16 protein-coding genes are annotated in these 25104 nt (G+C 57.6%); 9 read left to right on the top strand and 7 right to left on the bottom strand.

The window, feature by feature from the left end; all coding sequences use genetic code 11:
• Window positions 1–6 precede the first annotated feature (6 nt).
• From JYP50_RS09910 to JYP50_RS09885, 6 genes are all read left to right on the top strand, one after another.
• The gene (locus JYP50_RS09910; protein ID WP_206560345.1) at window positions 7–510 is read left to right on the top strand and encodes a hypothetical protein; all 504 of its coding nucleotides are present in this window, start codon (window positions 7–9) and stop codon (window positions 508–510) included.
• Window positions 507–2126, top strand: a complete 1620-nt coding sequence (locus JYP50_RS09905) for an acyl-CoA synthetase (RefSeq protein ID WP_241263001.1) — start codon at window positions 507–509, stop codon at window positions 2124–2126. The genes JYP50_RS09910 and JYP50_RS09905 overlap by 4 nt, the downstream gene beginning before the upstream one ends.
• Before the next feature lie 38 nt (window positions 2127–2164).
• Window positions 2165–3853 carry an AMP-binding protein gene (locus JYP50_RS09900; protein ID WP_206560344.1) on the top strand — a complete coding sequence of 563 codons (1689 nt, stop codon included), beginning with the start codon at window positions 2165–2167 and terminating at the stop codon, window positions 3851–3853.
• A 228-nt stretch (window positions 3854–4081) separates the two neighbouring features.
• Window positions 4082–5272, top strand: a complete 1191-nt coding sequence (locus tag JYP50_RS09895) for an acyl-CoA dehydrogenase family protein (RefSeq protein ID WP_206560343.1) — start codon at window positions 4082–4084, stop codon at window positions 5270–5272.
• Between the two features lie 10 nt (window positions 5273–5282).
• Window positions 5283–6425, top strand: a complete 1143-nt coding sequence (locus tag JYP50_RS09890) for an acyl-CoA dehydrogenase family protein (protein WP_206560342.1) — start codon at window positions 5283–5285, stop codon at window positions 6423–6425.
• 131 nt (window positions 6426–6556) lie between these two features.
• Window positions 6557–7558, top strand: a complete 1002-nt coding sequence (locus JYP50_RS09885) for a DUF2889 domain-containing protein (RefSeq protein WP_206560341.1) — start codon at window positions 6557–6559, stop codon at window positions 7556–7558.
• A gap of 54 nt (window positions 7559–7612) precedes the next feature.
• Here JYP50_RS09885 and JYP50_RS09880 read toward each other — a convergent pair whose 3' ends face one another.
• The gene (locus JYP50_RS09880) at window positions 7613–8461 is read right to left on the bottom strand and encodes an MBL fold metallo-hydrolase (protein WP_206560340.1); all 849 of its coding nucleotides are present in this window, start codon (window positions 8459–8461) and stop codon (window positions 7613–7615) included.
• Window positions 8462–8654: 193 nt separating this feature from the next.
• Between JYP50_RS09880 and JYP50_RS09875 the strand changes: the two genes are divergently transcribed.
• From JYP50_RS09875 to JYP50_RS09865, 3 genes are all read left to right on the top strand, one after another.
• A complete protein-coding gene (locus tag JYP50_RS09875) occupies window positions 8655–9824 on the top strand; it encodes an alpha/beta fold hydrolase (RefSeq protein WP_206560339.1) in 1170 nt (389 codons plus the stop codon).
• A 137-nt stretch (window positions 9825–9961) separates the two neighbouring features.
• The gene (locus tag JYP50_RS09870; RefSeq protein WP_206560338.1) at window positions 9962–12166 is read left to right on the top strand and encodes a TonB-dependent receptor; all 2205 of its coding nucleotides are present in this window, start codon (window positions 9962–9964) and stop codon (window positions 12164–12166) included.
• Between the two features lie 68 nt (window positions 12167–12234).
• Window positions 12235–13944 carry an N-acyl-D-amino-acid deacylase family protein gene (locus JYP50_RS09865; RefSeq protein ID WP_206560337.1) on the top strand — a complete coding sequence of 570 codons (1710 nt, stop codon included), beginning with the start codon at window positions 12235–12237 and terminating at the stop codon, window positions 13942–13944.
• Window positions 13945–14237: 293 nt separating this feature from the next.
• Here the strand turns inward: JYP50_RS09865 and JYP50_RS09860 are convergent, their stop codons facing one another.
• The 6 genes from JYP50_RS09860 to JYP50_RS09835 all read right to left on the bottom strand — a co-directional run bounded on the left by JYP50_RS09860 (window position 14238) and on the right by JYP50_RS09835 (window position 25037).
• A complete protein-coding gene (locus JYP50_RS09860; RefSeq protein WP_206560336.1) occupies window positions 14238–16451 on the bottom strand; it encodes a TonB-dependent receptor in 2214 nt (737 codons plus the stop codon).
• Between the two features lie 223 nt (window positions 16452–16674).
• On the bottom strand, window positions 16675–17955 hold the full coding sequence (locus tag JYP50_RS09855) for an MFS transporter (protein ID WP_206560335.1): 1281 nt from the start codon (window positions 17953–17955) through the stop codon (window positions 16675–16677).
• A gap of 283 nt (window positions 17956–18238) precedes the next feature.
• A complete protein-coding gene (locus JYP50_RS09850) occupies window positions 18239–21340 on the bottom strand; it encodes an efflux RND transporter permease subunit (protein ID WP_206560334.1) in 3102 nt (1033 codons plus the stop codon).
• A complete protein-coding gene (locus JYP50_RS09845) occupies window positions 21340–22473 on the bottom strand; it encodes an efflux RND transporter periplasmic adaptor subunit (protein ID WP_206560333.1) in 1134 nt (377 codons plus the stop codon). Before JYP50_RS09845 ends, JYP50_RS09850 begins: the two co-directional genes overlap by 1 nt.
• Window positions 22474–22621: 148 nt before the next feature.
• Complete coding sequence (locus JYP50_RS09840) at window positions 22622–24154, bottom strand: class I adenylate-forming enzyme family protein (RefSeq protein WP_206560332.1); 1533 nt, start codon at window positions 24152–24154, stop codon at window positions 22622–22624.
• A 100-nt stretch (window positions 24155–24254) separates the two neighbouring features.
• Window positions 24255–25037: a crotonase/enoyl-CoA hydratase family protein gene (locus tag JYP50_RS09835; RefSeq protein WP_206560331.1), complete on the bottom strand. Its 783-nt coding sequence runs from the start codon at window positions 25035–25037 to the stop codon at window positions 24255–24257.
• Window positions 25038–25104 lie beyond the last annotated feature (67 nt).

Below are 25104 nucleotides of genomic sequence, written 5' to 3'. Positions count from 1 at the left end.
CTCGTTGTGAGTGCCATTAAGGGTTACATAAGAAAGCAAGTGCTTATCAGTTTCCTGGCAAACCTTGTCATCAACGGTACATTGGCCTACTGGATTCTAAATGACCTACAGTTGCTGACGGCCACCGGCGAACACGGATATGTGAGGGACATACTGCTCACAGGGCTTTTGCTATCGTGGCTGTTTTCTTGGATCAACCTGGTGATTCATTACCGCAAACGACAGCGTGGCGAATTGCCTGTGGTTCAGCCCGGTGCAGGGGTTTCCTGGCTTCCTTCGCGATTGTGGTTAAGTGCCATTGTCATGGCGGTTCTTTCCGCGTCGATCGCCGGTGGTGCGATGCTGGCACTTTTGTCAGTGCTGTTCCCAAGCGGAGTTGATCCTCTGCAATACGCGATTCTGAAAGGGGTTTGGACAGGCGTACTGGCAGGCGTGCTCGTTGTTGTCTGTATAGCAGTGGCGACGCGTCCGGAAGACGGTGGAAGCATCGCGGCGCAGGAGGTGGTATGACGATGGAGTTCAATATTGCCGATATGATCGAGGCGGTGTCTGACCATGTGCCTGATCGTGAAGCTTTGGTATGTGGTGAAAAGCGAGTCAGCTACAGAGACCTGGACAGGCGGGCTACAAAACTGGCGCATTATTTACAGACGAAAGGCGTGTCAAACGGCGACAACGTCGGCCTTTATATGTACAACTGCATCGAGTATCTCGAAGCCGTATTGGCTTGTTTTAAGATACGTGCAGTCCCAATTAATATTAACTATCGTTACATCGATGAGGAGCTGCGTTACATATTTGATAACGCGGACCTAGTAGCCTGTATCTATCACCGGCAGTTCACTCCGTATATCAGGGACATCAGCGACACCTTTGTTCGCTCCCTGGCGTTTGTTTCGGTCGATGACGGTAGCGATGAGCCGATCGAATGTATTGAAGCTGACGAATTCGAATGTGCCCTGGGTGCGCAGAGCGATACACGTGACTTTTCGCCGCGAAGCGAAAACGACCTGTTTATACTGTATACGGGCGGTACGACCGGCAATCCCAAAGGCGTGATCTGGACCCACCGAAACCTGTTTTTTGCTGCATTGGGTGGGGGCGGCCATTTCTCTGCCCAGGGAATCTGTCGATCGCCAGAGGACATCATATCGAGAATCGCACCCCAGCCGGTGAACGGTATCGCCCTGGCGCCGCTGATGCACGGCGCATCGTGGTGGTATGCCTGCATACAACTTTTGGCAGGTAACAAACTGGTTCTCAACCACCACCGCTCGTTGGTGGGAGATCAAGTGTGGGATATCTGCGAACGCGAGAAAATCAATGCGCTTCAAATCGTCGGTGATGCCATGGCAATCCCGCTTATCGACGCCCTGGACCAAAACCCCGGACGCTGGAAGCTAGACTCCATCTTCAGTATGAGTTCAGGCGGTGCTGTTTTTTCTCGCTCCAAACAAGACGCCTTCAGGAAGTATTTCCCAGGCATTCGAATCATCAACAGTTTTGGCTCTTCAGAATCAGGTCAGATGGGGGCCGACAACGGATCGCAGAAAGGAATCTCCAGCCTGGGAAATGTACAGCGCTCGGAATTTATGGATGTAATTGTCGTTGAAGAAGATGCCGGTGTGTTACGTCATGCACAGCCGGGGGAGCATGGAATTTTTGCGCGGTCAGGCTTCATTCCCATAGGCTACTATAACGACCCGGAAAAGACCGAAAAAACATTTGTCGACGTTGAAGGCAGGCGCTGGCTTCTCACTGGCGATGCGGCTCAGATCGAAGGGGATGGAAGCATCACGCTGTTTGGTAGGGGGTCAAACTGTATAAATAGCGGCGGGGAGAAGATATTTCCAGAAGAGGTTGAGAACGTCCTGAAATCCCATGACTCGGTATTCGATGCGCTGGTTGTGGGTGTGAAGGATGAGCGCTGGGGAAGCAAAGTGGTAGCTGTTATTCAACCACGCGATGGTGTTTCTGTAGGTCTGGATGATATTCAACGGCATTGCCGTCAATACTTAGCTGGATACAAGGTGCCGCGTTCCATTGTTGTGACAGAAAGGCTGCCCAGATCTCCGAGCGGCAAACCCGATTATGCTTCCGCAAAGGCCATAGCGGAATCCAGCTGACCTACACCACAACTATGTATAGCCGGGAGGGCGGGAACGTGCCCCATTTGGAAAGCCAACCTGAAAGTCAACTGCTGACGGAAGATGGGCCTTTTTCGCTTGTCGAAGAGACGGTACTTGGACATAAGTTCCTGCAATTTCGTAATCGTAAAAAGAGCTTGCGCGAGCTCCTCTTGTCCGGACTCTCCTTTGGCGACAGGGAATACATGGTTGATGGCGATGTGCGGATTACCTATGAGGAACACTACGCATTGGTTTGCGGCTACAGCCGCATGCTTTCACAGCAGTTTGGTATTGGTTCGGGCGATCGCGTTGCGATATTTGCCGAGAATCGTGTCGAATGGTGCATTGCATTTTGGTCTGTAACAGCCCTGGGAGCGGTTGCAGTTGCAATGAACGGGTGGTGGACCGAAGCGGAGTTTGATCATGCATGGCGGCTCAGTCAACCGAAACTGTTACTTGGTGACAGAAAACGGCTTGATCGACTGCGAGACTTGAAGTTGGATACGCACGTCATCGACTGGGAAGAAAGTCCGCTATGGGACGTGCCGTCAGCAAAGACTCTACCCGATGTTGAAATTGATGAAGATGACCCCGCCGTCATTCTGTTTACCAGTGGAACCACAGGGCGGTCCAAGGCGGTTTTGATTTCGCATCGTGGTGAACTCGGTTTTGTACAAACCAATCAGTTCAATGTCGCACGGGGAATGGAGGCAGCGGGACTGTCCCTCGAATCACGGCAGCCTGCTAAGATCCTCGGCGTGGCTCCTTTCTTCCACATGTCGGGCCTGGCTGGGCACATTTTGTTCTCCTATGCCATGGGAGATACCGTTGTGCTGCTTCGCGGTCGTTTTTCAGCAGAGAAAGCGCTACATCTTATTGAACGTGAACGAGTGACAACTTGGACCCTGCTGGGTGGCATGGGGCCGATGGTGCTTGAGTGCGACGCGCTGGACCAGTTCGACTGTAGTTCGTTGAGGTCGATTACCTTCGGCGGCGCGCCGATCAGTGAGTTTGTTCTTAAAGGATTGCGAGAGCGTTTTCCCAATGCGCAGTGTACTCCGTCGATAGGATACGGATCCACCGAGACCGTCTCTGTACCAGTGGGGTTTGGTGGCCAGGACTTTATCGATAATCCCGGCGCAACCGGTCGGGTAAACATTCTTCATGAACTGCAGATTCGTGATACTGAAGGGCGTGAGTGTCCGCCAGGAAAGAATGGGCAGATATGGGTTCGTAGTCCCTTCTCGATGCTGGAATACTGGGATAATACCGCGGCGACACAGGAAGTATTTGACGATCGGCGCTGGTTGGCAACTGGCGATGTCGGTCGTATCGAGAGTGGTCTGCTCTGGGTAAACTCCCGGGCTCGTGACATGATCCTCCGGTCTGCGGAAAATATATATCCGGTAGAAATAGAGAACCGGTTGGATGCGCATCCAGACGTGATCGAATCAGCAGTGATTGCAATTGAGCACCCGATACATGGACAGGTGCCGGGCGCCTGCGTGGTGCTACGTGATGCTGAAGTATTCGACCCGAAACGGCTAACGGATACATTGGCTCGCTGGGTCGGCGATGGGCTTGCCCCTTTCAAGGTGCCAGAGCACTGGTATTTCGCAACTACGCCATTACCCAGGAACGCTTCGGGCAAAGTGCTGAAGCAAGAAATTGAGCGCTGCACACAATCTGCGACCAGTGGCGATTTCATCGTGCTATCCCAGTGATACAGCCGGCTTCGAATATGGTGTTTTGGCGCCTCTTCGGCGCAAGCGAAAGCAAAGGCTTGTCGACTAAGCCCAGCCAACGACGGGATATGGCGTTGCCACCCGTCGTAAAAGGCTAATTGACCGGACTCTACCGTTATCCACGCCACCAGTTGGCGCAATCCTTAGACAAGCGAGCTATATAGTTGACCGGGTTCCGGCGTAGTGCTAGCCCCAAAAGGAATATATATGGAACCATTAGACGCGTTCAGGCGTGAAGTAGTTGCCTGGCTGGAAGATAACTGCCCGCGTTCGCAGCGCGAGCCAGCGGGCCCCGAGGAACTCTACCAGGGTGGCTCCAAGGGATGTTTCTCGAGCCAGGATGCCAGGACCTGGTTTGAGAGAATGCGGGAAAAGGGCTGGACTGTCCCGGACTGGCCCAGGGAATACGGCGGCGGCGGCCTCTCCCCCGGTCAGGCAAAAGTGCTCAAAACTGAAATGAAACGGCTCGGTTGCAGGCCACCGCTCGCTACCGGGCAGGGTATAGCCATGCTGGGCCCGGCGCTGTTCGAGTACGGAAGCGAGCAGCAAAAGCGCGAACACCTGCCAAGGATTGCGCGCGGAGAGGTACGCTGGTGTCAGGGCTACAGCGAACCAGGGGCGGGCTCTGATTTAGCCAATATTCAGTGCAGGGCGGAAGACAAAGGCGATCATTTTGTTGTCAACGGTACCAAACTATGGACATCAAACGCCGATAGGGCCGACTGGATTTTCTGCCTTGTACGCACGGATCCAAAGGCGGCCAAGCAGGCGGGAATCAGCTTTTTGCTGATCGATATGCGACAAAACGGCATTGAAGTGAGACCAATCGAACTGATTTCTGGCGAATCTGATTTCTGCCAGGTCTTTTTTGAGAATGCCCGGGCTGAAAAGCATAACCTGTTAGGTGATCTTAACCGCGGATGGACGGTTGCCAAACGCCTGCTGCAGCACGAAAGAACGCTAATGTCGCAGCTATCGGAGATTGCTGTTGGTCCAAAGTTCTCTCCGGGGGAAGTCGCCAGACGCTACCTATCACTGGAAAACGGCGTTCTGACCAATAGTGGCCTTCGTGAACAGTTGGTCAGGTATGAAATGGACGCCATGGCCCTGGCTTTGTCAAACCAGAAAGCCTTTGAAGAATCGGGGCAGGGCCGGCTAGACCCAAATTCCACCTCCTTCTTCAAGTATTACGCGACGGAACTCGATAAACGGCGAGGTGAGTTGAAGCTGGCGCTGATGGGTACACAGGGGCTGGGCTGGAGCGGCCCGGGATTTGACAGCGATGAACTCATGGAGCCGAGGACATGGGCTTTCTCAAAAGCGCTTACCATCGCAGGGGGTAGCTCGGAAGTCCAGCTCAATGTGATCGCCAAGCGCGTTCTTGATCTGCCAGAATAGGACCCCGTGAATGAAGCATTTAGTACCAAGTGACGAACATATCATGCTGCAGGACAGCGCAAGGCAGTTTCTGCAGGCGAACTGCCCGGTCTCAGCCTTCAGGCACCTGCGCGACAACAGCGTTTCACCGTGTTACTCCCGTCAGCACTGGAAACAGATCTGCGACCTTGGGTGGTCAGGTATCATACTGCCGGAAGAGTACGGCGGCCTGGATTTCGGTTATGTGGGTCTGGGGGCAATTATGAAAGAGTCCGGCCGTACCCTGCTCGCTTCGCCCCTATTTGCCTCCGTTTGCCTTGGTGCGCAATATCTTCTTCGTGCAGGATCAGACACGCAAAAACGAGACATTCTTCCCAGTGTGGTGTGCGGGGACACCTGCCTGGCACTGGCAATCGAAGAAGGGCCGCATCACGATCCGCTGGCAACCCTTTTCACCGCCCAGCCCGATGGCGGTAATTTTGTGCTGAATGGTACCAAGACATTCGTTGTTGATGGCCAGTGCGCGAATTATTTCCTGGTGGTTGCACGCACCTCGGGTAAACCGGGGGACGCAAAAGGGTTGAGTGTTTTTCTGGTCGATATAGACCGCAAAGGGGTCGAACGCAAGCAACTGCATCTACTTGATGCGCGTGACTACTCAAGTGTGGACTTCGATAATGTAATCGTTGGTGAAGATGACCTTGTTGGTTCAATGAATGATGCGTGGCGGTATCTCGAGCCGACCCTGGATGCGGCACGAATACTTCTTGCCGCTGAAATGTTGGGCGGTATATGCGAATGTTTCGAACGTACTGTTGAGTACTTGCGAGATCGTGAGCAATTCGGCGTGAAAATTGGAAGCTTCCAGGCATTGCGCCATCGCGCGGCGCACTTGTTTGCAGAAATAGAGCTGTGTAAAGCGGTTGTGGACACTGGCCTCGCGGCCCTGGATGGTGCGCCAGGTTCGATTTCGGTTCTCGCCAGTCTGGCAAAAGCACGCCTGAATGATATCGCCCTGCTTGCTACGAATGAAGCTGTGCAAATGCACGGGGGAATTGGTGTGACCGACGAACTTGATATCGGGCTATTCCTCAAGAGAGCGAGGGTTGCAATACAGATTCTTGGCGATAGCAGCTACCATCGTGATCGTTTTGGCCGCCTGAACGGCTACTGACCGCTTCCGCCGACTCGTCGTATGGCTGCTTGTACAGCGTGAGTGAATTAGGCTCGGATAATGGCGCGGTAACGCTCGCGTTTTGGTGAATAAATTCTGTCGGAATGGCGCTTGGAGGAGCGCAGCGCACTATGTATCTACCAATTTCCGGTCACCCATTACACACCCGCTCAATAACGGTTTCGCTGATTTGGACGCCACAAGAACGCTGGCGTCTTCGCGGGGAAATCATTGATTTGCGAAAAAGCGGCTTGGCACCAATGAGTTTCAGTCTGCAGCCACCGGGTATCATTCACCATATGAGATTGGAGATCGATGTCAGTGCTGGCAGTCATGTCATCGAGTCCGTTCAGTCAAGCCAGGACGTTGTTGCCTTTGAACCCACAAAACATAGCGCCGGAGAATCCTGTCGCGATCCGCTGGGTAATCTTGATGCCCTTCTGGGCGTACGGATAGACGCGGATTTTAACAGGAAGTTGTCACAGACCTTTGGCGGACCGCGGGGTTGTTCTCATTTACTGACCTTGTTTCATTACGTCGCCTCGGTGATACCTCGGGCGCTCGAATTCGAGCTGGGATATGCAGCGGAGCGATCACCCAATGAGTTTGCATTTCATAGCAACATGACACTCGACGGTTTTCAACCAGCTCACCAGAAAATTGAACTGGCCGTTCAGATTAATGACGTATATCTGAAGCCGGAGGGAAAAGCGGGGGGCGATATTGAACGACTGGCATTGGAAAACGGACTTCGTTTCTACACCAGTGTGGATACGCAGAACCTGAAAATGCGGGAGGTGCTTGCCGCGGTACGCCGGCGAGACGCCGATACTATGCTGGCAGCCTGGAGAACGCGCAACGACTGGGCAAGTGAACTTCTCGATACCCCCATTCTGCCAGGCCTGGCTGGCCGTGCCAGGGAAGTATGTCGCGATCACAGCGATAGGCTGTTGCTTCTCGAGGCCTTGCTGCAACTCGCGCCTGGTTATATTCAAGTGGCCGGCGCACTGGCAGAACAGTGGATTGTCAGGATACGAAACGGTATGGACGACCCAGGTGACAGGCCCTTGGCGGGAGCGGAGAATTCCTGCTATATGTGGCGATCTGGCGGCGCCTTGACGCGAAACGACTAGGCGCCACTAAGCCCGGCGTTGAGCTTGCGCAGAGTCTGTTAGAACCTGTTGAGTTTAGACCTTGAACCAGTAGCCTTCGTCGCCATTTTTACTGATATATCCGGCAGTTGGCGAGGCGAAATGAGTACCGATGATCAATACCCCGGTGTCTGCATAACGATCACGTATCCGGCACCGGGTCTCGACCGCTTGGTCGCGGTCTCCGTCGCCGCCCGTCAACCAATTCACTTCTGCCCACTGCACCGGATGAAAAACCATATCACCGGTGATGATCGCTTGTTCCCCCCTGGAATCAATCAATACCGAAACGTGGCCTGGTGTGTGTCCCGGTGTCGGCAGTAGGCGAACCTCCTCGGTGATAGCGTGATCCATGTCGATAAGATCCACCAGCCCTGCTTCCATCACGGGTGAAACACACTCTGCGAAGGTCATGGCGAAACCCTTGTCCCGGGCGTTGTTCCAATGATCCCATTCCCTTCGGGCATAGAGATATCGAGCATTGGGGAAGGTCGGCACCCACTGACCATCGATTAGGGTAGTATTCCAACCCACATGGTCGAAATGAAGATGAGTGCACATGACAACATCGATATCACCGGGAGAAAAGCCGGCCGCCTCAAGATTTTTCAGGAAGACGATGCTGTTCTCGTGACCGGGCATATGCGGGCCAATGCAGGTATCCACCAGAATTCGCTTGCCCCGCGATTCAACCAATAGGCCATGTACCGATATCAAAAGGCCATCTTGTCCTTCGAGGAAATGTGGCGCCAACCAGGAGCGGTGAACCTCCAATCGGTCCGCATTTGCGTCAGGAATAATGTTCTTTAGCGGGTAGGACTGACAGCTTTCCGGTATACACGTTATACGGGTATCACCGATTCGCCACTGTAACAATTCGATCATAAAGAAGCCTCTTTCACGGGAAATGTTCGGTCGTTGCTCCCCGGCAAAACTAGGCTTATGTCAACTCAACGTAAAGCCGTCATCCAGAAAGACGCGCCTGCTGACATAACATTGTCCACTAATGACACATTGAGCTGGCATCCCTTCACCTATAATCGCTCGTTGCATACATTGGACGTCAGGAGAATTTTCTGTGGAGATCACCCCCTTTCGAATCGATGTCGCTAACGGCAGTATCGACGATCTGCGCCGCAGGATCGACCAAACCCGTTGGCCCGACCAACTCGATGGCGTGGGTTGGCAATATGGAACGGAGCGCGAGTATCTTCGAGAGTTAGTGCATTACTGGCGACATCACTTCAATTGGCGCCAACAAGAGGCACTGATCAATCGCTTTTCTCAATACCGAGCGACCATTGACGACTTTCGGATTCATTTCATTCACCAGCGGTCGTCACACCAGGATGCCACACCCCTGCTTATGACCCACGGTTGGCCAAGCAGTATCGTCGAGTTTCTCGACGTTATTGAGCCACTTACAGAACCGGAGAAATACTGCGGCTGCTCAGCCGATGCTTTCCATGTCGTCTGTCCATCTTTACCGGGGTTCGCCTATTCCAGCGCTCCGCGTAAAGCTGGAACCAACGTTCGCGATATCGCCAAGATCTGGCTAAAGCTAATGCGAGCACTCGGCTACGAGCGTTTTATCGTCCAGGGCGGCGACTTCGGCGCCATGGTCTCCACACAGCTCGCCGGTGAGGCGCCGGCGCACCTGCTGGGTATTCATCTCAGCATGCAAATACTGTTTCCCACGGAACTACAGTTGCAAAATATCGACAAGCTCAGCCCCCCTGAGCGCGCAGGCTGGGACGAACTCGAGGGATTTGTCACCGATAAAATGGGGTATCACGCAATCCAGAGCACCAAGCCACAAACCCTGGGTTATGGGTTGCACGACTCCCCAGTCGGCTTTTGCGCCTGGCTGACCGAAAAGTTTCACGACTGGACCGATTGTGAGGGTGAAATTCGCAACGCCGTTAGCTGGGATCGGCTGCTGACCAATATCAGCCTTCTGTGGTTCAGCGAGAGCGTGGCGTCTTGCCTGCGTATTTACCGTGATTGCAACACCCAAAATCCAGCGCCGCATGTGCCGTACGTCAGCGTGCCGACCGGTTGCGCACGCTTTCCTCGCGAGGTGATGAAGCCCCCGCGAGCCTGGGCGGAAGAAGCTTACAATTTGATATTCTGGTCCGAGCATGAAAAAGGTGGCCACTTTGCTGCGATGGAGCAGCCTGAAGCGTTCGCCCAGTCTTTGCGGGGCTTCAAGGGCGCGCTACGCGAAGCCAGCCCGTCGTCAAAGTAGACGGCGGAATGTCATGCCTTGACCTGCATCGACACACCTCTGGCAACAAACGAATCACTTTGCCTCTTAAGCCAGTTAGACAGCACTCAGTAACATCAACTCGGTTTATCACGGAATCTGGCATCGAGGAGAGAACCATGCAGTTCCCATTAGTTGCAATGTTCCGCAAACTGCTAATGACTGTTGGGCTGCAGACGCTGCTGTTGAGCACAGTTTCTGCGGCAGTTTTGGAAGAGGTGGTTGTTACCGCCCAGAAACGCGAATCCAGTCTTCAGGACACTCCGATCGCGATATCCGCGTACAACGAGTCGGCACTCGACTCCATCGGTACTACCGAATTTTCCAGCATCAGCGACTACACACCCAATGTAGTGATCGCTCCAATGCCGGGACAAAACGGTACGGTCATCAGCATCCGCGGGATTGGCACCGGTGATCCGTCCTCCGCCATCGATCCTAAGGTGGGTCTATACATCGACGGAGTCTACGTCGCACGCAGCACGGGGAATCTCTTCGAGTTGGACCTGGAGCGCATCGAGGTATTAAGGGGGCCCCAAGGTACGCTGTGGGGCAAAAACACCACCGGCGGCTCTATCAACGTCACAACAGCCAAACCCGGCGGACAGCTTGGGCTAGAGCAAGATATTGGTATCGGTAAATTTGGCTACCGTTATGCGCGCACGCGGCTTGACTCTCCCACCATGGACATGGGCGGTGCCGGGCAACTCAGCGGTCGTCTCACCTACCTTGCCAAGCGCTATGATGGCTGGGCTGATCGCGTGAATTCGCTCGTTGCCGGACCGGAAGATCTCGGTGAGATCGACAGCGAGTACGTGCGTTTGGCCTTGCGCGGGGAACTCTCCAACAGCATCTCGCTGGACTACAGCTACGAGGATTACAACCGCCGTGGTACCGCAAGGCAAGATCAGATGTTGCATGCGATTCCAGGGCTGGGCGTGGCCGAATTCACCGAGCCGAGCCGCCGTCTGGAAAAATTTCAGTTGGACTCGGCTGGCGCCGATCGCTTGTCGGGAAAAAGCCACACACTGACTGCGACTTGGGAGATCGATGAAGACCTGGTCGTCAAGTCGATCACCGGAAAACGCGAGAGCGATACCTTTTTTCAGCCAGACCTTGATGGGACTCCTGCGCAGTTCACTTCAGTCCTTCTCTCAAGCCTCGCGCCACACACTGGTGGCATATATGATTTTCTCGGAACCCGGGATCATGAACAGTTCTCGCAAGAATTCCAGGTTGTCGGTAGCGCGCTCGCCGGCCGGGTCGAATATACCGGGGGGCTGTACTACTTCACAGAGAAAGGTGGAGAGAATTCCACGGCAATCCTGTACCTCGCTTCTTTCGACGCGTTCACCGACCTTTCCAAGGTATACACAGTGGAGAACGAATCCCGGGCGGTTTATGGCCAGTTGAGTTATACGCCCGATGTACTGGATAGCCGCCTGCGTCTGACTCTGGGCGGTCGCTACTCGGAAGATGTAAAACAGGCGAATAAAACGGTCCACAATGGCCTGGCAACTGCACTGCACGGTGAAAGGGACTGGGACAACATCAGTATGGCCGGTGTCGCCGAGTATCGCCTCGGTGAATCCGTCAATACCTACGTGCGTATCGCCGAGGGTTACAACGCAGGTATCTTCAATATTCGTTCCAGCCAGACATCGACTTTTTCCACGCCCGCCGCGGAAGAAACCCTAACCTCCTATGAGCTGGGCCTCAAATCCGAATTGGTGGACCGCCGTTTAAGGCTGAACTTTGCCGCCTTTTTGTCAGACTATCGTGATATGCAGCAACTGCTCTTTGTCGGCGGTGATAGTACCGCGGTCAATGTTGGTGATGCAGAGCTGTCGGGCATTGAACTCGAGGCACTGGTCATACTGGGCGAATACTTTACAGTGGGGGCCAATTACGCCCATCTCGATTACGACATAAAGGAATTCATCAACAACGATACAGATGTGTCCGACCAGGCAACTCTCCCTTTCAGTGCGGACAAATCCGCCAGTGCGTTTGTCGAATTCACGGCGCCTATACATGGCTTTGGCACGTTGAGTGCCAGACTGGATACCGTTCACAAGGGCAGGGTTGCATTCGCGCCACTTAATTTCGAGTCCTCAGAAGCTGACAGCTACACGCTTTACAACGCGCGTATGGAGCTTTCCGATATGCATGCCGGGAATTTCGAATTCAGTCTCGCCCTCTGGGGCCGCAATCTTACCAATGAGGAGCACCGCATCTTCGGCGTCGATTTCGGCGAATTCCAGACCGGCACCTTTGGTGATCCTCGGGCGTTTGGTGTCGATATCACATTATTGCTGCAATAACCTCGGTGATCGTCTGTCTCTGCAGGGGCATTGTCTTTCAATATTAATAACACTTAAGTGAGGGAAAAATGTTCGATCTGCTAATAAGTAATGGAATGGTCGTAGACGGTACCGGCACTGCGCGGCGTCGTGTTGATGTGGCGGTCAAAGATGGCCGAATTGCTGGCGTGGGCCGTTTTGACGGCGCAAAGGCGAAGCAGGTTATCAATGCCGAGGGTCATGTCGTAGCACCAGGGTTTATCGATATCCACACCCACTACGACCCGCAGATGACTTTCGAGCCTTACGCTACATCTTCTTGCTATCACGGGGTTACAACCGTGGTAACGGGAAACTGCGGTTTTGGTTTGGCTCCCACTCGGCCAGAAGATCGCGATTTCGTGGTGTCCATATTTGCGCGTGTTGAGGAGATGAACCCCAAAGCGCTCGCCGCCATTCCCTGGGATTTTGAGACGTTTCCGGAATATGTTGCCTCTCGCAAGGGCAAGTTGGGCATCAATGCTGCCTGCTACGTATCACATTCCAATCTTCGCCGTTATGTTATGGGAAAAGCGGCCAGCGAGCGGGAAGCGACTTTGGATGAAATCGAACAGATGCAGGCGCTTGTAAGCGAAGCGATGGAGGTTGGCGCCGCAGGTCTATCGTCGAGTCATTGCCCTACGGATATGGATATGGACAACCGGCCAGTGCCGAGCCGCTTCTCCAGTTATGACGAGCTACGCGCGCTAGTCCAGGCCGTGGGCCGCAGCAACCGCGGCAGTATATCGTACCTGCCAAAAAGCGCGATCGGTGGCCTTACCCCGGAGGATGGCGATTTTCTGATGGATCTCGGGCTCGCTAGCGGCGTACCCATCATCATTCAGGGCCTCGGTGCTCGCAGCAAGGTAGATGCGCCCACCGCTACCTGGCCTAGTTCCAAAGCCTATCTGGATCGCGCGCGGGAATTGGGCGCACCGGTTTACTCTATGCTCATGGCGCGGCCCTACAATCGAAAATTCAATCTGGCAGATGGTACGTCCCTGTATGAGGGGGTTCCCGAGTTCCATCGACTTTTTACGGAGGCGGAATCAGTGGTAGAGCGTTTGGCTATGCTCAATAGCACTGATTTTAGAAATAAGATTCGTCATGCGGTGGAGGAGAGGGACCTGGACCTGCTCCCACCCCCAGCTTTCGATATGCTGGTTGTGACCGGTGTTGAAGCTCAGGAAAGTCGGGATTTTCTGAACAAGACCATTGCCGAAATTGCCGTGGAAAAAGGAATTGCGCCTATGGATGCGCTGGCGAACGTCGCCATTGCCGACGGCCTGCGCACAGAATTTACCTGGCGCACGGAAAACGAAGAATGGCGTGAGGCCACTTGCCTCGCGAGTCGACACCCGCAGATGATTGTAGGCACTTCCGACGCTGGCGCGCACCTGGGCCGCGATGACGGCGCTGAAATGACGTCGTACTTTTTTAAGTACTGGGTGCGCGAATGGGAGAAATGGACGCTGGAAGAGGCAGTGCGCGAATTATCACTGGTTCCTGCGTCACTGATGGGTTTTCGCGATCGGGGTGTTCTGGCTCCGGGTAACGCTGCGGATATCGTGATCTTCGATCACGCCACAATCGGGCCCGACTGGAAGCAGCCTGTAAACGACTTTCCCGGAAATCAGCGGCGCTGGGCCTCGAAGCCAAAAGGAGTGAAGGCTACTATCGTAAACGGTACGCCGGTAGTATTGGACGGTATGTTAGTTGAAGCATGTGGGTTGCCCGGGGAATTTTTAGCGCCGCTTTAACTGGAATAATTTAAGCTGTAATTCCCCATTTATAACCGCCCGTTTGAGTAGAGGGTTACGCTGCTGTATGGGGCGTACAGGCGGTCGTTGAACTTTATGCCTTTCACGCGCCTTGCAGGCGTGGCGCGGCCTCGCCAGCGCTGTGCCGGGAGGGTGGGGTGAGCATTTTTCCGGTTAATTCAGTTAGTGGTAAAAAGTATAAAGTCGCAGTTTGTCTTTAGGGGGGCGACATACGAATGTGCTTGAAGGTGGCATCGACAGGCCTGCTGTCGATGCCATCGCCTCAGTGAGGTTTACAGGTTCAGGGTGAAATCGACACCAAAGGAGCGTGGAGCCCCGAAAACGCCGGTTTGGAATTCACCAAAATTGACACCAAACACGCGATACTCCTTGTCGGCCAGGTTTTTACCCCACAGCGCTACACTCATTTCACTGGGGCCGATATGTATTTCGCTGAGTGAAATACGCCCGTTCAGGATGGAGTAGCTGGAGGCCATTACATCCTTGTAGTCAATCGCGGTGAAGGCGGTATCGCCCTTATAGGCAACATCAAATTTTATTCCAAGCAACCCCAGTTCGCCGACGGGTCTCTCGTATCGCACGAATGCACCGCCGGTCTTTTTGGGGCTGAAACCCAGGGTAGACCGGCCGGAGACATCGACGCCGTCAACAATATAGCCACTCATGTCGTAATCGAGGTGAGCCAGATTGAAACCCAGTGAAATGGCGTCTGTTACGATATACGTCGTTTCCAGCTCAATGCCCAGGAACTCGGCCTCTCCGACGTTGGTGGCGAGGCTTTCTGAACCGTTGATGAACACCTGCTGTTGCAGGTCATCGTATTTGGATGCGAACGTTGCGGCATTGATCCGTAGACGCCGATCAGCGAGCTCCGCTTTCAGGCCAAGCTCGTAAGTGATCAGGGTTTCTTCGTCCGCCGGATTGGAAAATGTCTCTTCCTGGCTGGACCGTGTGTTGAATACCCCCGCGTTGTATCCCTGGGCAATCCGCATATAAGTATTGATGTCGTCACTCAGGCTATACTCAACCGTGGCCGCAAGGCTGATATTGTCCCAATCCTTCTTGCCGTAGAGCGCAGGATCAATGGGGACGCCGTTATGGATTGTCTTTGTCGCTTCTTTCTCGTCCTCGGAGTACCGCGCACCGGCGGTAAAGGTCCATCGGCTATCGTCGAAACCCGGCGTGTAACTCAACTGACCATAGGCTGCGCGAGAAGTGTTCTCTATGTCGTAGGCCTTGGAGAGGTCGATGAAAATACCGGAAGAGCGAAAAATCGCGGAATCGGTATCTTCATCGGACTCTTCCGTGAAGTAGTACAGCCCCGCTGTAAAATCCAGGCGAGAATCCATGGCCGACCCGATGACCTGTATCTCTTCCGAGAATTGTTTGTGGTTTCGCTCGCCTTTGAAATCGTACATTCCCCCGGTATACGACGATGCCAGGCCATATACCAGGAAGCCGGTGGAGACCAGCGGGTTTCCGTCATGGTCGGGCTGATACTGGACGCCTGTATGCCTGGAGCCGGTGATCGATTTTACCGTGATATTACCGATTTCCCAGCTCAGGGTCAGGTTTTGGCCATCGCCATCCGTGCCATCCCTGCCGGCGGAGTTGAGGTCGAAACGGTCTTGCCTGTCACGGAATACATATTCATCCACGCCAAACGCAGGGTCCGCTCCTATCAGCTGTGATTGATGGGCTGTTCCGTCCCGATCCATCTTCTCGTAGGAGTAATCGGCACTGAAATCGCCCAGTGACCATTGTACTGCGATGCGAGCGTAGTCGCTCTCTATCTCGCCCAAGCGTTTTGGTAGCGGGTATTGATTCCGGTTTGCGCTCTTCTGCCAGCCATCATACTCCTTGCGCATCAGCGTGAGACGTCCAGCTAGAGACCCCAGCGAACCGAGGTCGAGGCTGGGTGAGTCCAGGCGCGTACGGCTATTCATGTACCCGTATTCACCCACGGTTAGATCCTGGCTGAAACCTAGCTCTCCCGAAGGTTTGGCTGTGGTGATGTTTATCGAGCCGCCCGTGGTATTTTTTCCCCACAGCGTTCCCTGTGGACCGCGCAGCACTTCAATGCGTTCGATGTCCAGATCAAAAATGTTGCCGGTGTTCCGGGCTATGTAAACACCGTCCACGTATGTTCCGACCTTTGGGTCAATGGCCGAGGAAGGGTCCGCTCCGGCAATGCCCCGTATACTGACGATCGTGCCGTTTTGTCCCGGTATAGGGGACACAGTCAGGTTTGGCGTGGAATCAGAGATGTCGGTAAAGTTCGTAACGCCGATTTCCTTGAGTGCGCTGGCGTTGAAGGCTGAAATCGCAATTGGCGTTTCCTGCAAGTTTGATTCGCGCTTTTGCGCAGTCACAACCACTTCTTCAAGTTGCGCGGCTATTGCAGAGGACGTCGGGCTGAGGGGAAATAAAAGGGCTACTGCCACTAAAGACCTTTTATTTTGCTTAATCGGTATTAGTGAGTGCATTGAGAGTCTCCAGGATCATGTTTTGGTGAACGGACTTTCGGATGAAAATACGTACAGGCTTACTATAGGTCTTCCGCGGATTAGCTCTAGATAGACGTCATGCCGATACAGGCCAGAGTTGAGTCAGATCCCGCCAGTAGAGAGCAGTTTGGAATTAAAGCACTGCCGATATAAAGCACGGCTTCGAGCGTTACACCAGCGGTTTCGGTTGATGTCGGCACGGTCAGGCGGTCGCTGCTGCTGGCACCTCGTTGCGCGGCACTTTGATAAAACACGCCAGGATCAACATAAGTGGAAACACAAACCAGCCCGCTTTGAAAATTGGTAGATAACTTTGGTAGTAGTCAAAGCCATATCCACCTAGTGGTCCAGGTAACAGAATAAAAGGAGTTGACAGTAAGTACATGGAACTCAGCACTCTTGCGAAGATGTCCTGGCTGTAGACCTTGGCTACGAGCGTGTTCCACCCCGGTAGCAGCCCGCCTAGTGACAGACCCATGACCATTGTGGCGATAACCAAGCCCGTCTTTGTGGCTTCGTCAAACACACTATTGACCATGATCAATAGTGTCCATCCCAACATGAAGCCGAGAATGACATTAATCAGTACCCGCTGGGGGCTGATTCTGTCGCAGAGGTAGCCAAAAACAAACTTTCCGGTCAAAGAGCAGCCCGCCAATACGGATACCAGAACAGCGCCGAACTCGGTTGTGACACCAAGTTCCCTGGCAAAGGGGACCATGTAGGTGACGCAGAAAGCGCCTGTGCCGTTAATCAAACTTATCGTCAGCCCAATAAACCAGAAATTTGCGGAAGAAATTATCTTGCCGATGCCTATGTCCGCCGCGGGTGCCGCATTCGCTAGCGTTGTTACGGCCTCTTTATCTCCATCGGGGTGTTGACCGATATCTTCGGGTTTGTTGATCGACAGGAACCACACGGCAGGAATCAGGGTAAGTGCGATGGCGATCCCGAGCGCAAGAAGGCATTGTTGCCATCCCAGGTCGGTAATCAGCATTGCGGTGAGCGGGGGGAGTAAAAATCCGCCAAGGGAAGCTCCAGTTGCCGAAAGGCCCAGGGCAAAACCGCGGCGTTTTCTGAACCAGTTAACCACCATTGCGGAACAGGGCAGCGGTCCGAGGCACCCAACGCCCACGCCAACCATGAGCGATAGAATCAGCGCCATTTGCACCAGGGACGTTGCGACTGAAAGCAGACATAATCCAGACGCAATGAAGATGCTTCCCAGAAGCATCATCTGCCTGACTTTGCCGCGATCCAGATATCTACCGATAATCGGCGCCAGGCTGGAAGAAGTCAGGAATAAGATGGTCGGTCCCCAGCCAATGGCGCCTCTGGATGTGTTGAAGGTTTCACTGACGGGCTCGATGAAAAGCCCATAGATATAGACAGAGCAGCCAATTGCAACGATTTGGCTGTAAACCGCCAGGCCAAGTATCTTGTAGCCGTGAAACGATGACGTGTTCTTTGCCCGGCTATCCATGGTCACTGCACCCCTGGTCTTGGTTATCTTATTGGACGAAAGCGAGGATATCGTGGCCAAGCTAATGGAATATGGCAGGTGATGGCATGTTCTTTGGCGCCGAAAATGTTGGTCTAATTCCTCCACCGGAGTCGGAGTTTCTGGTAGGAATTGAGGGGGTCTCCGGTTTGCAGTTGATATTTTCTTCCCGCAGCTTACCCCAGGTGGACAGGTGACGACCCGGCCTCCGGTTCAACCCTGCCTGTCCACGGCGTTTCTCCGCAGACAGACAGTTGAACGCGGCTCAGTTCGCGGAGGGGGCGGGCGGCTCGGTACCCATGACGGCAGCCCGCTCCTCGGCCTGCCGCCGCGCCGCCAGCCAGCGATAGGCCGCCGGCACCACGTACAGCGATAACAGCGAGCCCAGCAGCATGCCGCCGATGACCGCCAGGCCGAGGGGCACCCGGCTCTGGGCGCCGGCCCCCAGGGCCAGGGCGATCGGCAGGGTGCCGAGCACCGTGGACAGGGTGGTCATCAGGATGGGGCGGAAGCGGGCCGCGGCGGCTTCCTCCACCGCCTCGGCGATACTCAGTCCGGCATCGCGCCGCTGGTTGGCGAACTCGACAATCAGGATGCCGTTCTTGGTGACCAGGCCGATGAGCATGATCAAGCCGATCTGGGAGAAAATGTTGAGGGTCTGGCCGAAATACCACAGGGCCAGCAAGCCGCCGGTAATCGCCATGGGCACGGTCAGCATGATGGCCAACGGGTCGCGGAAGCTCTCGAACTGGGCCGCCAGCACCAGGTAGATGAGCAGCAGGGCGAGCACGAACACGAAAATCAGGCTGCTGCCGGTCTCGGCGAATTCCCGTGACTGCCCGGCCAGTTCGCTGGTATAGCTGTCGTCCAATACCTCGGCGGCGACATCGCGCATGGCCTGGATGCCATCACCCAGGGCGTAGCCCTCCGCCAGGTTGGCGGAGAAGGTGGCGGCGGTGAAGCGATTGAAGCGGTAGAGCACGGGCGCGGTGCTCTGCTCGCGCAGGCTGACCAGGTTGTTCAGCGGGATCAGCTGGCCGTTCGAGGCGCGCACACTGAGGCGTGACAGGTCGGTGGGATCATTGCGGGCGTCGCGCTCGAGCTGTCCGATAATCTCGTACTGTTCCCCGTCGCGCAGGAAATAGCCGTAGCGCTGGCCGCTCAGGGAGGCCTGCACGATGTCGGCGATGTCGCGCACCGATACGCCCAGCGCCTCCGCGCGGTTGCGGTCGATATCCATGACCAGCTCCGGCTGGTTGAACGCGAGGTTCACGTCGACGAAGCTGAAGGCGGGGTGTGCGCGCGCCCGCTCCAGGAACACCGGGATCGCCTCGCGCACACGGTCGATGTCTGTGTGCTGCACCACAAACTGCACCGGCAGGCCGCGCGAGCCTACATTGATGGTGTCCAGTTGGCGCACATAGGCCTGTAGCTCGGGGAAGGCCGCCATCGCGGAGCTCAGGCGCCCGGCAAGCTCGGCCTGGCTGGCTTCGCGCTCGGCCGCGGGTTTGAGGATGACGCGGGAGAAGCCGGTGTTGGTGGTGGTGGAGGCGCCGAAACCGGGCGAGGTCACGGTGATCAGGGCCTCGACGTCGTCGCCCGCGGCCTCGCGCATCACCCGGTCGAGCTTGAGCATGGCGTCGTTCATGAAGTCGAAACCGGCGCCTTCGGGGCCCTTGGTGGACACGATCAGCATGCCGCGGTCTTCCAGGGGCGCCAGCTCTTCCGGGAGCATGCGGAAAATTCCGACCATGATGCCCAGGCAGGCCAGCAGAACCAGGGGCGCCAGGTAGCGACGCCCGAGAAAGCCGCGCAAGCTGCCCCGATAGCGCTCGGCCAGTTGGTTGAAAAAGGGCTCGGTGGCGCGGTACAGGGCGGGATGGCGGGCGCGATTCTTGAGCAGGCGCGAGCACAGCATCGGGGTCAGGGTCAGGGCCACGAAGGTCGAGATGAGGACGGCCGCGGCCAGGGTCACGCCAAACTCCCTGAACAGCATGCCGGTCAGGCCGCCGAGGAAGATCAGTGGCGCGAACACCGCGGTCAGGGCCAGGCTGGTGGCGATCACCGCGAAGAAAATCTCGCGTACCCCGTCGGCCGCCGCTGTGCGGGGTCTGACCCCTTTTTCCACGCGTTTGTAGATGTTTTCCACCACCACGATGGCGTCGTCCACCACCAGGCCGATACCCAGCACCAGGCCGAGCAGGGTCAGCACATTGATGGAAAAGCCCGCCAGGTACAGGACGAAGAAGGTGCCCACCAGGGCGATGGGAATGGTGATGATGGGAATCAGTGTGGTGCGCCATTCGCGAAGGAAGGCAAAAATGGTGAGGCAGACCAGCGCGAGAGCCAGTACCAGGGTCTGCAGTACTTCGGAAATACTCGCGCGGATGAAGCGGGTCGTGTCGAACCCGATGGCGACATCGATGTCCGCCGGCAGATCGCGTTTGATCAACTCCAGCCGCCGATAGAACTCGTCGGCGATGGCGATCTCGTTGGCGCCACTCTGGGGGCGCAGCACCACGCCGATCATGGTGACGCGGTCGCGGCGCAGCACCGTGCGCTCGTTGAGCGGGCCCAGCTCCGCGCGGCCGACATCGCGAAAGCGTACCACCCGGTCGCCGTCGCGCTTTATGACGCGGTCCATGAACTGCAGGGGCTCGTCACCCAGGCGGCCCAGGGTGCGAATATTGACGTCGATGCTGTCACCCTCGATGCGACCGGTGGGCAACTCCACGTTGGCGGCGGCGAAGGACTCGCGCACGTCGACGGCGGTGATGCCGTGGGCGGCCATGGCGTCGGTGTCCAGCCACAGGCGCATGGCGTATTCCTTGTAGCCCCACAGATCCACCTGGCCGACCCCGGCGATGGTTTCGAAGCGGGTCTTGAACAGGTTGTCCGCCAGGGCGCTCAGCTCCAGCAGGTCGCGCTGGCTGCTGCGCACGCCCAGGAAAATGATCGGGTCGCCATCGGCGTCCGCCTTGTAGACCGTGGGGGCGTCGGCGTCGTTGGGTAGCCGTCGCACCGCGGAGCCCACGCGGTCGCGAATATCGTTGGCGGCGCGGTCCAGGTCGTCGCCCAGGTCGAACTCGACGGTGACTGTGCTGCGTCCCTCGCGGCTGATCGAGGTCATGGTGCGGATGCCGGAGACCGTGTTCAGTTCTTCTTCGAGGCGCTCGGTAATCTGGCTCTCCACCACCGCCGGGTTGGCCCCGGGGTAGCTGGTCTGCACCGCGACGATCGGCCGCTGGGCGAGGGGGAATTCGCGCACCGGCAGTTCACTGAGGCCGATCACCCCGAACACGATGATCACGATCGACATGACAATGGCGAGCACCGGCCGCTGGATGCTCAGTTCGTGAAGCCGCATCAGCCGACGCTCTCACGGCCGAGCACCTGAACCGGCTGGCCCTCGCGAATGCTCTGGATGCCCGAGGTGATCACCTCCATGCCGGGTTCGAGCCCGCGCAGGATTTCCACCGAGCTCTGGTTGCGCTCGCCGGTCTCGACCTGGCGGCGCACCGCGATGCCATCCTCCACGGTGAACACCGAGATCGCGTCCAGGCTTTGCAATACGGCAACGCTGGGCACGACCAATGCGTCTTCCTGGCGGTTTACCAGCTCCACCCGCGCGTAGTTGCCGGGGAGCAGCGAGCGCGCACTGTTGTCGACGTCGGCGCGCACGGTCAGGGTGCGGGTGGCGACGTCCACCTGCGGGTCCACGGCGCGGACCACGGCCTCGAAATCCCGTGCCTGGCCCGCCACCGAAAACGCCAGGTGGGTGCCGGCGCTGACCAGCGCCCGGTAGCGTTCCGGCACGCTGAAGTCCACTTGCAGGTGATCCAGGGTGTGCAGGGTGGTGATGGCGGTGTTGGGCTCGATCAGCTGCCCCAGGCTGACCTGGCGCAGGCCCAGGGTGCCCGAGAACGGCGCCTTGATCCGTGCCTTGTCCAGGCGTGCCTGCAGGCGCCGCAATTCCGCGCGCAGTACGTCCCGCTGGCTGACCGCGTCGTCCCGTTCGTTGGCGGTGACCGAGCCGGTGCTGAACAGGTTCTGCAGCCGCTCCGCGTTGGTGGTGGCAAAACCCAGCTGTTCGTGGACGGAACTCAGCGCGGCTTGCAGCTCGTCATCGTCGATGGTCACCAGCAGGTCGCCCGCCGCAACGTCCTGGCCATCGCGAAAATCGATGGCCTCGACTTTGCCGGTGAGCTCGCTGTGCAGGGTGATCGACTGCTCCGCGCGCAGGGTTCCGTTAAAGACCAGGCGGCTTTCAAAGGGCCGCGGCTCCAGGCGCTGTGTGCGCACCGCGGGCGCCGGTGCCGCGGGGCGTTCCGCGGCGGTGTTTTTCCCCTGGTCCGGCATCAGTTTTGGCCACGCCAGGGCGGCCAGTACGGCCAGTGCGGTGGCCGATAGTAGCAATTTCTTCATGGCGATCTTGTTGTTGAGGGTGAGCGGCTGGCTGGTATTGCCCGCGGTATGTGCAACAGCCTTCAGTTTACGCAAAAAATATCCAGTTAGACATGGACCGCCGGGCTGGCGGTTGGTTCCACGGGTAGTGAACAGGGCCGTAGCGGCCTGGCGGGCGGGTAGAGAGGGACTGGGCAGAGGTGGGGCGCGAAGGGGGGGGCTGGCGGCGCGACACCGACCGTTGTCAGCTGTCCCTCCCGCCGTTTAGCGCATCCCGCAGTGCCTTGCGGTTGATTTTGCCCACCGTCGTCTTGGGCACGGCGTCCACGAACACCACCTGCCGCGGCTTCTTGTAGGACGCCACGCGCGCCGCCACGTGCGCTATCAAGTCGCCGGGGCTCGCCGTCTGGCCAGGGCGCAGGGTGACCGCCGCCGTGACCGCCTCCACCCACCTGGCATCCTCGACCCCCACCACCGCGCACTCGGCCACGGCGGGGTGGCTCATCAACACGTCTTCCACCTCCCTCGGATAGACGTTGTAGCCCCCGGTGATGATCATGTCGGAGGTGCGGTCGCGGATGTGCAGTAGACCCTGTTCGTCGAATACGGCCACGTCGCGGGTGCGCAACCAGCCATCGTCCAGGAACATGGCTGCGTTGAGGGCTGGCGCGTTGTAGTAGCCCAGCATGCGCTGGTCGGCGCGCACCGCGATCTCGCCGGGCTCGCCGGGCGGCACGTCGTTGCCGTCCCCGTCCACCAGGCGCAGCTCCACGTCCAGGGCGGGGCGGCCGCAGGAGCCGAGGGCGTCGCCGGCGTGCTCCTCGGGGCGCAGTACGCAGATAGCCAGGGGGCACTCGGTCTGGCCGTAGTACTGCCAGAAGCGCTCCCGGCCCCAGGCGGCCATGGCGCGCTCGATCACTGGGCGCGGCATGGGCGAGGCGCCGTAGATCACCTGGCGCAGGTGGTCGACATCGGTGTTCTCGAAGGCGGGGTGGTCCAGCAGCATCTGCAACATCGTGGGCACCAGGTTGATCGCGGTGATGCGTTCGGCCGCGAGCAGGCGCAGGTAGGCGTCGGGGTCGAAGCCGCTCATGATCACCGTGCGCGCCCCGCGCAGCCAATAGGGCAATACGAACACCCCGCTGGCGTGGATCAGCGAGGCCGCGTGCAGCATCGCATCCCCCGGGCGCACATCGATCACGTTGAGCATCACGTTGCGACAGATCGCGGCGTAGGAGGCCTGGGTATGCTGGGCCGCCTTCAAGGTGCCGGTGGTGCCGGAGGTGAACAGGGTCAACACCACGTCGTCGGGTTCGACGGCGAGGTCCGGGTCGTCCGTGCTGGCCGCGCGCGCCTGGCGCAGCAGGCCCGCGGTGTCGCCGTTGTTTCCCAGCGGGGATATCGCCAGCCCGGGGTGGGCGGCGGCGAGTGCCGATGCGTGTCCGGCCAGTTCGTCGCTGTAGATGAGCTGGCTGCAGTCGGTTTCCGCGAGCATGCGCCCGTGCTCGGTCACCGACAGGCGGGGGTTCAGGGGCACGCGGTTGAGTCCCGCCTTCACACAGGCGAAGTCCAGCGGCACGCTGTACAGGCCGTTGTTCACCAGTAGCGCCACCCGGTCGCCCCGGCCCAGGCCCTCGGCGATCATCACCCGGGCCAGCTGGTTGCTGAGCGCGGTGACCGCCGCGAAGCTCAGGGACTGCTCGCCAAAGGTGATGGCGGTGGCGTCGGGCATGGCGCGCCCGCCGCGATTGATCAGGTCCAGGCAAGTCGCCGACATTGTCCAACTCCCGCTGTGCCAGGTGCTGATGCACCTATTAGTTAGTACTTATCGAAAGTGCCGATGCACCTGTTTGTAGTTATCGAAGGTGCCGGCGCACCTACGTGTCGAAGGTGCCGTGGCGCCCGGCGCCGGCGGCGAAGCGCCCGGCTCCGGCGATCGCCTCCTCGAAAACGACGGGGTAGCCCCCGGCGCCCTCGTTGGCCAGCGCCTGTGCCAGCGGCATATCCCACTGTCGGTGGGCCGAGGCCCGGTCGGCGCGCAGGCAGCCCTGCGGGAAGGCGGCGATCTCCGCCGCCAGGGCCTGTGCGGTCTCCAGTACCGCGTCGTCGGCCACCACGCGGTTGGCCAGGCCCATGCGCAGGGCCTCCGCGGCCGTCACCGGGCGGCCGGTGAGGATCATGTCCATGGCGTGGCCCTGGCCCACGATACGCGACAGGCGTACAGTACCGCCGTCGATCAGCGGGACGCCCCAGCGACGGCAGAACACCCCGAACACCGCGGACTCGCCGGCCACCCGCAGGTCGCACATCAGCGCTAGTTCCAGGCCGCCGGCCACCGCGTAGCCCGACACCGCCGCGATCACCGGTTTGGACAGGGCCATGCGGGTGGGGCCCATGGGGCCGGGACCGGTTCCGTTCGGCTCGACCTCGTTGCGCAAGGCCGGATCGGCCATCGCCGCGAGGTCGGCCCCGGCGCAGAAGTTGCCGCCGCCACCGGTCAGCACCGCCACTTTCAGCGCCGGGTCCGCCTCGAAGCGCTCAAAGGCCTGTCGCAGGGCAGTGGCGGTGGGGCCGTCGACGGCATTGCGCTTGTCGGGGCGGTTGAGGGTGATGGTCAGCACCGGGCCTTCGGTTTCGCTAGTGACGGCGGTGGCGGGCATGGTCGGCTCCTGTCTGGTCATGGCAAGAGGGATTCGATTGCGGCTGCCCAAAATGTTACATAGAATT

The sequence above is a fragment of the Parahaliea mediterranea genome (genome assembly GCF_017255185.1).
Taxonomy (GTDB): Bacteria; Pseudomonadota; Gammaproteobacteria; order Pseudomonadales; family Halieaceae; genus JAFKCZ01.
Note: the sequence above shows the minus strand (reverse complement) of the source record. Positions and strands in the feature narration are given on the sequence as shown.

Coding starts and splice junctions, on each gene's coding strand:
- JYP50_RS09880 (WP_206560340.1), bottom strand. CDS start 8,461: ATGATCGAATTGTTACAGTGGCGAATCGGTGATACCCGTATAACGTGT.
- JYP50_RS09890 (WP_206560342.1), top strand. CDS start 5,283: ATGAAGCATTTAGTACCAAGTGACGAACATATCATGCTGCAGGACAGC.
- JYP50_RS09865 (WP_206560337.1), top strand. CDS start 12,235: ATGTTCGATCTGCTAATAAGTAATGGAATGGTCGTAGACGGTACCGGC.
- JYP50_RS09870 (WP_206560338.1), top strand. CDS start 9,962: ATGCAGTTCCCATTAGTTGCAATGTTCCGCAAACTGCTAATGACTGTT.
- JYP50_RS09895 (WP_206560343.1), top strand. CDS start 4,082: ATGGAACCATTAGACGCGTTCAGGCGTGAAGTAGTTGCCTGGCTGGAA.
- JYP50_RS09835 (WP_206560331.1), bottom strand. CDS start 25,037: ATGCCCGCCACCGCCGTCACTAGCGAAACCGAAGGCCCGGTGCTGACC.
- JYP50_RS09885 (WP_206560341.1), top strand. CDS start 6,557: ATGTATCTACCAATTTCCGGTCACCCATTACACACCCGCTCAATAACG.
- JYP50_RS09855 (WP_206560335.1), bottom strand. CDS start 17,955: ATGGATAGCCGGGCAAAGAACACGTCATCGTTTCACGGCTACAAGATA.
- JYP50_RS09905 (WP_241263001.1), top strand. CDS start 507: ATGACGATGGAGTTCAATATTGCCGATATGATCGAGGCGGTGTCTGAC.
- JYP50_RS09860 (WP_206560336.1), bottom strand. CDS start 16,451: ATGCACTCACTAATACCGATTAAGCAAAATAAAAGGTCTTTAGTGGCA.
- JYP50_RS09840 (WP_206560332.1), bottom strand. CDS start 24,154: ATGTCGGCGACTTGCCTGGACCTGATCAATCGCGGCGGGCGCGCCATG.
- JYP50_RS09850 (WP_206560334.1), bottom strand. CDS start 21,340: ATGCGGCTTCACGAACTGAGCATCCAGCGGCCGGTGCTCGCCATTGTC.